At 57.7% G+C, this 12754-nt stretch carries 6 protein-coding genes and 6 pseudogenes; 8 read left to right on the top strand and 4 right to left on the bottom strand.

Annotation, left to right across the window (positions count from 1 at the left end; all coding sequences use genetic code 11):
- Nucleotides 1-206: 206 nt before the first annotated feature.
- Both ACMX3H_RS13545 and ACMX3H_RS13540 read right to left on the bottom strand, forming a co-directional pair.
- Nucleotides 207-746, bottom strand: a pseudogene (locus tag ACMX3H_RS13545) (efflux RND transporter permease subunit); the annotation flags it as partial.
- Between the two features lie 18 nt (nt 747-764).
- Nucleotides 765-1947, bottom strand: a pseudogene (locus tag ACMX3H_RS13540) (efflux RND transporter periplasmic adaptor subunit).
- Between the two features lie 144 nt (nt 1948-2091).
- On the opposite strand from ACMX3H_RS13540, the gene acrR reads away from it, so the two are divergent.
- Nucleotides 2092-2751 carry a multidrug efflux transporter transcriptional repressor AcrR gene (acrR, locus tag ACMX3H_RS13535; RefSeq protein ID WP_415211203.1) on the top strand — a complete coding sequence of 220 codons (660 nt, stop codon included), beginning with the start codon at nt 2092-2094 and terminating at the stop codon, nt 2749-2751.
- Between the two features lie 29 nt (nt 2752-2780).
- On the opposite strand, the gene ACMX3H_RS13530 is transcribed toward acrR, so the two are convergent.
- Together ACMX3H_RS13530 and priC are read right to left on the bottom strand one after the other, a co-directional pair.
- Nucleotides 2781-2930: a YbaM family protein gene (locus ACMX3H_RS13530; RefSeq protein ID WP_415211202.1), complete on the bottom strand. Its 150-nt coding sequence runs from the start codon at nt 2928-2930 to the stop codon at nt 2781-2783.
- Nucleotides 2931-3038: 108 nt separating this feature from the next.
- A complete protein-coding gene (gene priC, locus ACMX3H_RS13525) occupies nt 3039-3569 on the bottom strand; it encodes a primosomal replication protein PriC (protein ID WP_415211201.1) in 531 nt (176 codons plus the stop codon).
- A gap of 259 nt (nt 3570-3828) precedes the next feature.
- On the opposite strand from priC, the pseudogene apt reads away from it, so the two are divergent.
- The 7 genes and pseudogenes from apt to hemH all read left to right on the top strand — a co-directional run bounded on the left by apt (nt 3829) and on the right by hemH (nt 12644).
- Nucleotides 3829-4381 (top strand): annotated as a pseudogene (apt, locus tag ACMX3H_RS13520) (adenine phosphoribosyltransferase).
- 86 nt (nt 4382-4467) lie between these two features.
- Nucleotides 4468-7005: a DNA polymerase III subunit gamma/tau gene (dnaX, locus tag ACMX3H_RS13515; protein ID WP_415211200.1), complete on the top strand. Its 2538-nt coding sequence runs from the start codon at nt 4468-4470 to the stop codon at nt 7003-7005.
- Nucleotides 7006-7064: 59 nt separating this feature from the next.
- Nucleotides 7065-7393 (top strand): annotated as a pseudogene (locus ACMX3H_RS13510) (YbaB/EbfC family nucleoid-associated protein).
- Complete coding sequence (gene recR, locus ACMX3H_RS13505; RefSeq protein WP_415211199.1) at nt 7393-7971, top strand: recombination mediator RecR; 579 nt, start codon at nt 7393-7395, stop codon at nt 7969-7971. The pseudogene ACMX3H_RS13510 and the gene recR overlap by 1 nt, the downstream one beginning before the upstream one ends.
- A gap of 142 nt (nt 7972-8113) precedes the next feature.
- The gene (htpG, locus tag ACMX3H_RS13500; RefSeq protein ID WP_415211198.1) at nt 8114-10000 is read left to right on the top strand and encodes a molecular chaperone HtpG; all 1887 of its coding nucleotides are present in this window, start codon (nt 8114-8116) and stop codon (nt 9998-10000) included.
- Nucleotides 10001-10419: 419 nt separating this feature from the next.
- Nucleotides 10420-11055, top strand: a pseudogene (gene adk, locus ACMX3H_RS13495) (adenylate kinase).
- Between the two features lie 639 nt (nt 11056-11694).
- Nucleotides 11695-12644: pseudogene (gene hemH, locus ACMX3H_RS13490) on the top strand (ferrochelatase).
- Nucleotides 12645-12754: the final 110 nt, after the last annotated feature.

Raw genomic sequence — 12754 nt, 5'->3', positions numbered from 1 at the left:
ATACCGTTATCCCGTGCCAGCTTGGCAATGGATACGCCGGGCTGGAGCGCCTGCTCAACCAGCTTAATTTTAAAGTCCAGCGGGAAATTGGGACGACGTCTTGAGGGTTTTGGTGGGGTTTGTTTCATGAATTGCACCCATTAAAAAAATAATGGACATCATCTTCAATAACTTGATGGGGAATTAACAGACGGCGCTGGGCGTACGCTTACGAACAATTGCACTTCGCCCACGCCGTTGGTGCAGCTTATGGGATCCTTGATGGAGGAACCGACATAATCCGCGATATCTTCCTGGGTCATGTTTTTATCATCGCTGATAAAACTGGCGACCATAAGGAAGCTGGCGCTGGATTTCTGCACCTGTACGCCTTGTTGCTGAATTTCTTGAGGCAACAACGGCATCGCGAACTGCAGTTTGTTCTGCACCTGGACCTGGGCGATATCCGGATCGGCACCCGATTCAAAAGTCAGGGTGATGGTCGCGGTACCGGACGTGTCGCTGTCGGACGCCATGTACATCAGATGGTCGATGCCGTTCATATTCTGCTCGACTATCTGCGTCACGCTATCCTGCAGCGTTGAGGCATCCGCGCCGGGGTAGGTCGCGGTAATACGGATCGTCGGAGGCGTGATAGCCGGATACTGTTCGATCGGCAGCTTGAGTATCGACTGCGCCCCCGCCAGCATGATGATAATGGCAATCACCCATGCGAAGATGGGACGATCGATAAAGTACTTAGACATAAGGATTACCCGTTCCTGTTAAGACTTGCTGGCGGTGTCAGGCTGCGGTTGTTCCGGTTGTTTTTCCTGGTTGGTCACCTCTTTCGGGGTGACCTGCATGCCGGGTTTCACCTTTTGCACGCCGGCGACGATGACTTTGTCACCTTCGTGTAATCCGGCGGTGACTAACCATTTATCGCCGATGGCCTGCGGCGCCGTGATCTGGCGGATCGCGACTTTATTGTCGCTCCCGACCACCATGGCGCTCGCCTCGCCACGGGGCGTGTGGGTGACGCCCTGTTGAGACACGAGTAAAGCGTTTTCATTGATATCCTGGTCCAATTTGGCACGCACAAACATACCCGGTAATAGCGTATGCTGCGGATTCGGGAAAATAGCGCGCAGCGTAATGGAGCCGGTGGTTTCATCCACCGTGACATCAGAGAATTCCAACGTACCCGTCTGTGCATACTCGCCGCCGTTTTCCATCAGCAGGCGCACCGTCGCTTTACCGTCGTGCTGTTTCAGCGTGCCGTTTTCCAGTTCTTGACGCAGACGCATTAAGTCATTACTCGACTGGGTAACGTCGACATACATCGGGTCCAACTGCTGAACGGTCGCCATCGCGGTCGTTTGCGCGCTGGTGACCAAGGCGCCTTCGGTAAAGGCGGACTTGCCGATGCGGCCGCTTATCGGGGAGGTGACGCGGGTGTAGGCCAGATTGATGCGGGCGGTTTCCAGCGCCGCCTGCACGGCCGCATCGTTTTGCGCCAGCGTTGCCACCGCCTGATCATAGTCCTGGCGGCTGACATAGTTGGTTGAGAGCAGTTTTTTATAGCGGTTTACCGTCACCCGCGCGATGCCCGCATTCGCCTGCGCCAGATCGCCCTTGGCGCTGTTATAGGCGGCCTGATAGGTGGCCGGATCAATCTGATACAAAGAGATGCCTGCCGTGACATCGCTGCCTTCGACGAAATTACGTTTCAGGATAATGCCATCGACCTGTGGACGGACTTCCGCGACCCGGAAAGCGGCGGTGCGGCCCGGTAAGTCGGTGGTGACATTAAGCGCTTGTTTTTTTTAGCGTCACAACGCCCACTTCGGGAGCCTGCTGCTGATTACCTGCCTGCGCGGCTTCTTTATTATCACAGCCTGAGAGAATAAAACTGCCGGAAAGCATCAGAACGGCTGCCAGGGGCAATAGCCCTCTGTTTTTGTTCATAGATAAACCCCAAGATTCCGATTTGAAAAAATTGATCAAGTGATCACAAGCCTCAAAGACAGTGCTGCGCTACATTTTTCGTTATGCTATGTTACATACATTCTTGAATGTATGTAAATCCAAAGACCACTCCAAAACGGCACTATGGCACGAAAAACCAAACGACAGGCTCAGGAAACCCGCCAGCATATACTGGACGCCGCAATCAAGGCCTTCTCCGAGAGAGGGGTATCCGCCACCTCGCTCAATGATATCGCGGCATTGGCCGGGGTGACGCGCGGCGCGATTTATTGGCACTTCAAAAATAAAGCCGAGTTATTTAACGAAATACTTCACACGGCCGACAGTAAGGTCCGAGATTTTGAAACAGAGTATCAGACAAAATATCCAGACAATCCACTTTATGTGTTAACCGAGACAATGATTTACATTCTTGACGCTACCGTATCCAATCGCCAGTGGCGCGAGCTTATGGAAATAGTGTTTCATAAATGCGAGTTTGTGGGTGAAATGGCGCTGTATCAAGAAGTGCGTTCGCAGCTTTTCGACGAATGTTACGGCCGGCTTGAGGCCACGCTCGGTCGCTGCATCGAACAACGGCAACTGCCCGCGACCCTGCACTGCCGCCGTGCGGCGATCATGTTGCGCGCTTCTATGTCTGGCCTCATGGAAAACTGGCTGTTCATTCCCGGGAGCTTTGATCTGCAGGCCGAGTCGCGCACCCTGGTTTTCGCGCTGATCGACATGTTGCGCATGAGCCTGATGCTGCGCTGCGGGCAAAACGACGCGCCCCAAACCGTCTGACGGCGTGCTCAGGCAGAGACGGTAAACGTTTATTCCGCCGTATCCGCTTTGCGCAAATAATCATTTTTGACAATCTCCAGCGCCGCCAGCACCAGCTCCGGTGCCAGTTCGTTCTTCTCAAGCAGCATAATCAAATCGACCGCCAGTTTGATTTCGGGGGATTCGTCTTTGAGGGTCACCTCGCTCTCCTGCTCAACTCAGGCTGTAAACTCAAGTATAGAGGATATTATTTACACTATAAAAGATGAATAGGTAACCAATTTGTGCTGCCGGCCGGATTATTTTTTTTATTCGCCCTGCTCGCGCCGCTCTATCTGGTACTCAAGACGGGTCAGCGCCTGCCGGCAACTCTGCAGGCGGCCTTCAAGCGCGGCGATTTCCTGCTGAAGCTGCCGCGCGCGGGTGAGATCGTCCGCGGCGGCGAGCAGGCTATCGCGATCGCGGATCATCGCCAGCAGCCGCCGCTCATAGTCCTGATGCTCGGCCAGGCGGGCGTAAATATCCTCCGGCGCGGCGGCGGGGGACGCCTGGCGCAGATTTTGCGGGGCCAGTTCACGGGAAAGCGCCAACATTTGATCGGTTAGCCGCTGGGCCAGCCAGGCCACGCGCTCGGTACGGCCCTGTTTCACCGCGCTGGTCAAATGCGCAAGCGTTGCGCGGCTCTCGGACAAATAATCGCCAAGGCGGTTGCCGCGGGTGCTAAAGAGCAGATGATCGAAACGGGATTGTTTCACAACAGGGTGTCCCTGGGCTTCGATGCGTACGGCCAATTCGTTAAGACGGGCGCCAAGAACGGTAATCAGTTGAGATGCGTGCACGTCATTTACCTGTAATGAATGACATCGGAGTCGACTTTTATGATAATACCTCGTCGTTTTCTGCGATGCACAGCATTAACGCGCGGGGGCGGCCGGCGCGGCTTGCGCCACGTCAATATTTGCCTTCTCTGCGTTTGCCGGAGGTTGCATTTTCGCGGCAGTTTGCATAGATTTGGGCGCTTTCGTGCGCGGTCAGTCTTATTTAGCCATGACAAGATCCGCGTTAATAATGAATAAAGGCTTTCCAGGCATACCCATTATGACCGCTACGGAACAACAATTAGCATTAATACAAGCAAAGCATTAAATCGGTTCCGGACTATCCGAAACCCGGTATTTTGTTTCGCGATGTCACCAGCCTGCTTGAAGATCCGCATGCCTATGCCGCCAGCATCGCGTTGCTGGCCGATCGTTATCGTGATGAAGGGCTGACCAAAATCGTCGGCACCGAAGCGCGCGGATTTTTGTTCGGCGCGCCGGTCGTGCTAGCGTTGGGGCTAAGGTTCGTTCCGGTGCGCAAACCCGGCAAGCTGCCGCGTGAAACCATCAGCGAAAGCTACGTGCTGGAATACGGTACCGACAGCCTCGAAATCCATAAAGACGCCATCGTCTCCGGCGATAAAGTGCTGGTGGTGGACGATCTGCTCGCCACCGGTGGGACAATCGGCGCCACGGTGAAGCTTATCCGGCGGCTCGGCGGCGATGTGCAGGATGCGGCCTTCGTAATCAATCTGGCCGACCTCGGCGGTGAAACGCTTCTCAACAGTATCGGCGTAACGAGTTACAGCCTGGTGTTCTTCCTCGGTCACTGATGACAACAGCCTCGCGCTGCGGTGTGAGGCTGTGTTAGCATGGCCCTCTGTTCCTTCGACGTAAATCGCGACTCATGAGCTATCAGGTGCTTGCCCGTAAGTGGCGTCCGCAAACATTTGCCGATGTAGTAGGTCAGGAGCATGTCCTGACGGCGCTGGCGAACGGCCTATCATTGGGCAGGATCCATCATGCCTACTTGTTATCAGGCACCCGCGGCGTGGGTAAAACCACCATCGCCCGTCTTCTGGCGAAAGGGCTGAATTGCGAAACCGGTATCACCGCCACCCCCTGCGGCCAGTGTGATAATTGCCGCGAAATCGAGCAGGGCCGCTTCGTCGATCTGATTGAAATCGATGCCGCCTCACGGACCAAAGTAGAAGATACCCGCGAGCTGCTGGATAACGTACAGTACGCGCCGGCGCGCGGCCGCTTTAAGGTGTATCTCATCGATGAAGTACATATGCTGTCCCGCCATAGCTTCAACGCGCTGCTAAAAACGCTGGAGGAGCCGCCGGCACACGTCAAATTTTTACTGGCTACCACCGATCCGCAGAAACTGCCAGTGACCATCCTTTCCCGCTGTTTACAATTTCATTTAAAGGCGCTCGACGTCGAGCAAATCCGCGGCCAGCTGTCGACGGTGTTACTGCAGGAGCATATCGCCGCCGCGCCGCACGCGCTGCAGCTGCTGGCCCGCGCCGCCGACGGCAGCATGCGTGACGCCCTGAGCCTGACCGATCAGGCTATCGCCATGGGGCAGGGGGAAGTTAGCGCTGAGGCGGTAAGCCTGATGCTCGGCACGCTGAACACCGAGCAGCCGCTGGCGCTTATCGAAGCGCTGGCCGACGCCGACGGCGGCGCGATGATGGCGCAGCTTGCGCAATGCGCCGCTCGCGGTATGGATTGGGAAACTCTGCTCCTTGAGATGCTCTCTTTGCTGCACCGTCTCGCGATGGGGCAGCTATTGCCGGACCAATTGAACGATGAGGAAGATCCCGCCATTGTGCCGCGTTTGCGGGAATTGGCCCGTCGCCTTCCCCCGGCCGATTTACAGCTGTATTACCAAACCCTGCTTATAGGACGCAAAGAGCTGCCTTTTGCACCGGACCCCCGGATGGGGGTTGAAATGAGCCTACTGCGCGCGCTGGCGTTTCATCCCGCCGCGGTGGAAGCGGCGGTGATACCGGCTAACGCGGAAAAAAAAACGGCTGAATTTAGCCCCGACGCAGGCCAGGACGGCCCTTCCACCGGCGCAGCTGTCGCATCAGGGGCCGCGTCCGCGGATCGCGTAACGTCGCGCGCCGGCGTGAATGTCCCCCCCCTGATTAAGGGCCGGCCGAGTGCGGCGCCCGGCCTAGCCCCCCTGGCGGCGTCTGACAGGGTGCCGAGTCCCCATGGGAGGGATGGGCGTTTCACGGCGTCTGACAGGGCGGCAGATTCCCATGGCAGTGACGAAAACTTCATAGCGTCTGATATGGCGTCAGTTCCCCATGGCGGCGGCCATGTCGCCGCGGCGTCAGTCGCAGGGCAAACAGGGTCCGCGTTTGGGTACGCCGCTTATAGCGGCGGTCGCGCAGGCGTTTCTCCGCCACCCGACACCGCAGCGCAAAATGCGGACGCCGGCCATGTCGCTGGACAGGCGGCACCGGGGCATAAGCCGGCCGCTGGCGTTTCTGCGGGAGCGCCAGCGTTGACCGGCGGGCAGACCCCTTCTCTACCGAGCGGCGGCGCGCCCGTTACCCGTCAAGCCACTGCGGTTGACAGTGCGGATGAAAGCCTCATGCAGGCGTATGCCGCCAGCGGCTTCGATGATGATGAGGCGCAGGTAGATTGGCAGCCGGGGGCGATAATGTCGGAAAATGCCGAGCCGCCAGCCTCGCCCACCGGCGGCGATAGTCCATTGCCGGACGCGACCGCGCAGCTCTTGCAGGCCCGCACCGCCTTGCTGCGACGTCAGGAGAGCCAAAAAACAAAAAAGGCTGAATCGGCGCCGGCGCGCCAGAAAGCGGCCATCAGCGCGCTGGAGTGGCTGGCCACGGTGGGCGAACGCGCCCAGCAGCGTCAGCCTGCCGCCGGCCGGAAAGACCCGGTGAAAGCACCGCGTCCGGAGGCTTACCGCTGGCGTGCCAGCCAGCAGCCCGAAGCCGAGCCGGCGCCGGTGACCACCCCGAAAGCGCTGCGTACGGCGCTGGAGCATGAAAAAACACCGGAACTGGCCTTGTCTCTGGTGGAAGAGTCGCTGGAACGGGATCCCTGGGCGTCGCAGGTGCATCGGCTGGCGGTGCCCAAACTGGTGCAACAGCTTGCCCTGAACGCCTGGAAAGAAGATTTGGCGCCGGGCAAGGTCTGTCTGCACCTACGCGCCTCGCAGCGTCATCTGAATTCGGCGACGGCGCAAAACGCCCTGTGCGACGCGCTAAGCGCCGATTTGGGCGCGCCGGTTGAATTAACCGTAACGGAAGATGATAATCCGGCGATGAAAACGCCGCTGGAATGGCGCCAGGCGATTTACGAAGAGAAACTGATGCGGGCGCGGGAAGCGATGATGAACGATTCGCACATTCAAATGCTGCGGCGCTTTTTTGACGCCGAGTTGGATGAAGACAGTATCCGACCCGTATAACCCGCCGTGCTGGGGCAACATGCCGCCAGTGCGGCCCGACGCAACTGAGAGATAAGACTATGTTTGGTAAAGGCGGAATGGGCAATCTGATGAAGCAGACCCAGCAAATGCAGGAAAAAATGCAGCGGATGCAAGAAGAGATCGCGCAGCTGGAGGTGACCGGTGAGTCGGGCGCCGGCCTGGTCAAGATCACCATCAATGGCGCGCACAATTGCCGCCGTGTCGAAATCGATCCCAGCCTGCTGGAGGATGATAAAGACATGCTAGAAGATCTGATCGCCGCGGCGTTCAACGACGCCGCCCGCCGAGTCGCTGAAACCCAGAAGGAAAAATGGCCGCCGTTTCCAGCGGCATGCAGCTTCCTCCTGGTTTTAAAATGCCGTTCTGATGCAAACCAGTCCATTACTGGAGGCATTAACGGAGGCCTTGTGCTGCCTGCCTGGCGTCGGGCCGAAATCGGCGCAGCGTATGGTTTTCCACTTGCTGCAGCGCGATCGCAGCGGCGGGATGCGCCTGCCGCAGGCGCTGACCCGCGCGATGTCGGAAATCGGCCACTGCTCCGATTGCCGTACCTTCACCGAACAAGCGATCTGCACTATTTGCGCGAATCCCCGCCGGCAGCAGTCCGGCCAGATCTGCGTGGTGGAAAGCCCGACGGATATTCACGCTATTGAGCAGACCGGCCAATTCGCCGGGCGCTATTTCGTGCTGATGGGGCACCTGTCGCCCCTTGACGGTATCGGCCCGGACGATATCGGTCTCAGCCGGCTGCAGGAGCGGCTTGAAAGCGAGCGCATCCAGGAGGTGATCCTCGCCACCAACCCGACGGTGGAGGGGGAAGCAACCGCCAATTATATCGCCGAAATGTGCGCGCATTACGGCGTGCTGGTTGGAGGCGAGCTTGAAATGGTGGACGGCACCACGCTGTCGCACTCGCTGGCCGGTCGTCATCCCATTAAATTTTAACCTCGCCTCAGGCCGGTCCGCCGGCCGTTGGCGCGCTTTTTTTTCTTACCGCTTGAAATTCCTTCGTCTTAACCCCATTTGTTCATCATTGCCGTCTTTAACCGCCTGTTTGGTCGCATTTGGATTGAGGTAAAACATGAGTATGAAAGGACAAGAAACCCGCGGATTCCAATCGGAAGTAAAGCAGCTGCTTCATCTGATGATCCATTCCCTTTATTCCAATAAAGAAATCTTCCTGCGCGAACTGATTTCCAACGCATCGGATGCGGTGGATAAACTGCGTTTTCGCGCCCTGTCGCAGCCGGATTTATGCGAAGGGCACGGCGATTTGCGCGTTCGTCTGTCCAGCGATAAAGAAAAACGCACGATCACGCTCAGCGATAACGGTATCGGCATGCGCCGCGACGAAGTAATCGACAATTTGGGAACCATTGCCAAATCCGGCACCAAGGCTTTCCTTGAATCGATGGGATCCGATCAGCTAAAAGACAGCCAGCTTATCGGCCAATTCGGCGTCGGGTTCTATTCGGCCTTTATCGTGGCGGACAAAGTCACCGTCCGCACGCGGGCCGCCGGCGCGAATGCCGACGAAGGGGTGTTCTGGGAATCCGCAGGCGAGGGCGATTACGCCATCGCCGATATCGTCAAGCCGGAGCGCGGAACGGAAATCACCCTGCATTTGCGCGAGGGCGAGGACGAATTCCTCGACGACTGGCGCCTTAAGAGCGTCATCGGTAAATACTCAGACCATATCGCGCTGCCGGTGGAAATCGAGACGCGTACCAAAAGCGACGAAGAAGGCAGCGACGAAGAGGTCGTGACCTGGGAAAAAATCAATAAAGCACAGGCGCTGTGGACCCGCAACAAGGCCGATATCAGCGACGAGGAATATAAAGAATTTTATAAGCATTTGTCCCATGACTTCAGCGACCCGTTAAGCTGGAGCCATAACCGCGTCGAAGGGAAACAGGAATACACCAGTCTGCTTTATATCCCGGCAAAGGCGCCTTGGGATATGTGGAACCGTGAGCACAAACACGGGCTTAAACTCTATGTGCAGCGCGTATTCATCATGGATGATGCCGAACAATTCATGCCGAACTATCTGCGTTTCGTGAAGGGGTTAATTGATTCCAACGATTTGCCGCTGAACGTGCAGCGGGAAATCTTGCAAGACAGCCGTATTACGCAGAATCTGAAAGGGGCGCTGACCAAACGTGCCCTGTCGATGCTGGAAAAGCTGGCCAAGGACGACGCCGAACAGTATCAATCGTTCTGGCAGGCGTTCGGCTTGGTGCTGAAAGAAGGGCCGGGCGAGGATCCCGCCAACGGTGAAGCGGTGGCCAAACTGCTGCGTTTTGCCTCAACCCACGGCTATAGCCCGGCGCAAACCGTCGCGCTGGAAGAGTACGTTGGCCGCATGGTGGAAGGACAAGAAAAAATTTACTATATCACCGCCGACAGCTATGCTGCCGCCAAGAGCAGTCCCCATCTGGAGCTGCGGCGTAAGAAGGGCATCGAAGTGCTGCTGCTCTCCGATCGTATTGATGAATGGATGATGAGCTATCTGACGGAGTTTGATGGTAAAGCCTTCCAGTCGGTCAGCAAAGCCGATCCGTCGCTGGATAAACTGGCCGATGAGGAAAACGAAGAGCAAAAAGAGGCCGAAAAGGCGCTTGAGCCTTTCGTTGAGCGCGTGAAGACCTATCTCGGCGAGCGCATCAAAGAGGTGCRGCTCACGCATCGCTTGACCGATACCCCCGCGGTCRTCACCACTGACGCCAATGATATGACGACGCAAATGGCCAAACTGTTTGCCRCCGCAGGCCAAGCCGCGCCGGAGATCAAATATATCTTTGAACTGAATCCGGAGCACCCGCTGGTAAAACGCACCGCCGATATGGCCGATGACGGCGCGTTTGGCGAATGGGTAGAGCTGCTGCTGGATCAGGCGTTGCTGGCCGAGCGCGGTACGCTTGAGGATCCTAACCAGTTCATCCGCCGTATGAACCAACTGCTGAACGCCTAACGGTAGCGCGGCAAATCCCCCGACTAAGGGAGGACTTGCCGCCTTCTCTGCGCGCCGTTTAGCCGCGAAATAATGTCTAGGCTCCCTGTTTATGCCTTCACTGCGCGCTGCGGGCGGAATAGCCGCGACGAGCCTCGGCCGCGCGAAGCACGCCTCCTACCTACCTCCACAGGCAGTTTTCCCTGGCCGCCAGGCGCTAAAAGTTTCTCTATGCCATGATATTCCCGCGCCGCCAGAACGGTTTTACGTTATGATCGGATGCGCTAGCGGCGGGCCGTTTTCCTCAGGCAAATCCGAAAGCCGCGGACAACCGCCGCCAACGATATCGGTTGCTTGAGGAATGCGTGCCGGTAGTGGTATGGTTTATCGTTTTTTTTTATATTTTAAAATACTTTTGGATTAGCAAGGGGATTGACGCAATGTGTATCATTCTGCTGGGCCCTGGTAAAGGCACTCAGGCACAATTTATCATGGAGAAGTAAGGCATTCCGCAGATTTCCACCGGCGATATGCTAGGTGCCGCGGTGAAGGCGCAATCCGAACTCGGCAAGCAGGCCAAGGCGCTCATCGATGCCGGCAAACTGGTGACCGATGAGCTGGTGATCGCGCTGGTCAAAGAACACATTAAACAAGATGATTGCCGCAATGGGTTCCTACTGGATGGGTTTCCCCGTACCCTTCCCCAGGCGGATGCCATGAAAGAGGCGGGTATTGCGGTGGATTATGTGCTGGAGTTCGCGGTGCCGGATACGCTTATCATCGACCGTATCGTCGGTCGCCGGGTGCATGCGCCTTCGGGCCGGGTTTACCACGTGAAGTTCAACCCGCCCAAACAGGAGGGCAAGGATGACGTCACCGGCGAGCCGTTGACCACCCGCAAGGATGATCAGGAGGACACCGTACACAAGCGTCTGGTGGAATACCATCAACAGAACGCGCCCCTGATCAACTATTACCGTAAAGAAGCGGATGCAGGTAATACCCGCTATTTCACGATCGACGGCACCCGCAATGTGAACGAGGTTAGCGCCGAGCTGGCCGCTATCCTCGGCTGATTCATCGCCGGATTTTTCGCCGTTCTTGTCCTCGTCAAGCAGCGGCCTGTGCGGAAACGGTGACCGACACCGATAGCCTGCGCACCGGGCGGCCCGCTGTTCTCGGTTGGCGCACGGGCCTGAATGGCCGCTACGGCGATGAACCTCTTCACCGTGTGGGCCGTTGATATCGGCCGACGCGAGGACGGCAGTGACCCTGCCGGGCGATTGTCTTGCTTACCGGGCGGATCTCGGGAACTGGCCGGCGCCGGGCACGGCGGCGGTATTGCTTATGCACGGGCGCGGGCCGTAAGTCGGATGCGTCAGCTGCGGAGAGTGCCGTCGTCATGAGCAGCTAGGCGCTTGCCTGGGCGTTTTGCTGGCGACGCGCTTTCCTACGTCTTACCCTTGAACGACGTACTCTCACCCAACGACCCTCGTACGGTGCGCCCGCGAAGGAATGACGCCATCGCGAACGACACCCCTGCGCGCCGACGACGCGCCCGAGTACGCTGCATCAGACATCACCTATTGCAATGATAATGGATGATAACCATTCTCAAAGCCCGCTTTTCCGCTACAATACCTTCTCCGATAGCGGGTTTAACCCTGATAAATCCATGGGGTTAGCGCCAGCGACGAACCGATAAGGAAACGGCAATGAGGCAGGAAAAATACGGCGTATTGATGGTCAATCTGGGCACGCCGGAAGCCCCCACCCTCAAGGCGGTCAAGCTCTATTTGGCCGAATTCCTCAGCGACAGGCGCGTGGTGGATACGCCGCGCGCGTTGTGGTTACCGCTGCTGTACGGCGTTATCCTGCCGTTGCGTTCGCCGAGGGTGGCCAAGCTGTATCAAAGTGTCTGGATGGAGGAGGGTTCGCCGCTTTTGGTTTACAGCCGTCGTCAGCAGCAGGCGCTGGCCGCCAGCCTGCCGGATGTCGTGGTGGAGCTGGCGATGAGCTATGGCCAGCCGGCGCTGCCGCAGGCGCGGCTTCTCGCCCAAGACATCACCCGGCTTATACATCCTGCCGCTGTATCCGCAGTATTCCTGCTCCACCAGCGCCGCGATTTGGGATGCGGTGGCGCGCAGCCTGATGGATTACCGATGCTTACCGTCCATAAGCTTCATTCGCGATTACGTGGCGCATCCGGCGTATATTGCCGCGCTGAGCGCCAGCGTTTGCCCGGCACGGCAGACCGGATCGCCTGGTGCTCTCTTTCCACGGTATACCGCAGCGCTACGCCGAAGAGGGAGACGATTATCCGCAGCGGTGCGATGTCACGCGCCAGGCCCTGGCCACGGCGCTGGATTATCCGGCCGAACAGGTGCTGATGACTTTTCAGTCGCGTTTCGGCCGCGATCCCTGGCTACTGCCCGCCACGGATGAAACGATGAAAAGCCTATCGTCGCAGGGGGTGAAGCGGGTGCAGGTAATTTGCCCCGGTTTCGCCGCCGATTGCCTGGAAACGCTGGAAGAGATCCAGGCACAAAATCGGGAAATATTTGAACATGCCGGCGGCAGCGCGTTCCATTATATTCCGGCGCTGAACGACGATGCGGCCCATGTGGAGATGCTGCGTCAGCTCGTTATGGCGGAGCTGCGATAACTGTTACTCGACGTTTGCGGCCGCAGACGGCCCGTGTTTGCGGCTGCCGAGCTTTCCACCTGCGTGGCGCCGCGCTCGGTGATGTAGTCCATCTCATCGTCGTAGTGCGC

This window comes from Sodalis sp. (in: enterobacteria), from assembly GCF_047607725.1.
Lineage (GTDB): Bacteria > Pseudomonadota > Gammaproteobacteria > Enterobacterales > Enterobacteriaceae > JBLKSS01.
Note: the sequence above shows the minus strand (reverse complement) of the source record. Positions and strands in the feature narration are given on the sequence as shown.

Coding starts and splice junctions, on each gene's coding strand:
- recR (WP_415211199.1), top strand. CDS start 7,393: ATGCAAACCAGTCCATTACTGGAGGCATTAACGGAGGCCTTGTGCTGC.
- acrR (WP_415211203.1), top strand. CDS start 2,092: ATGGCACGAAAAACCAAACGACAGGCTCAGGAAACCCGCCAGCATATA.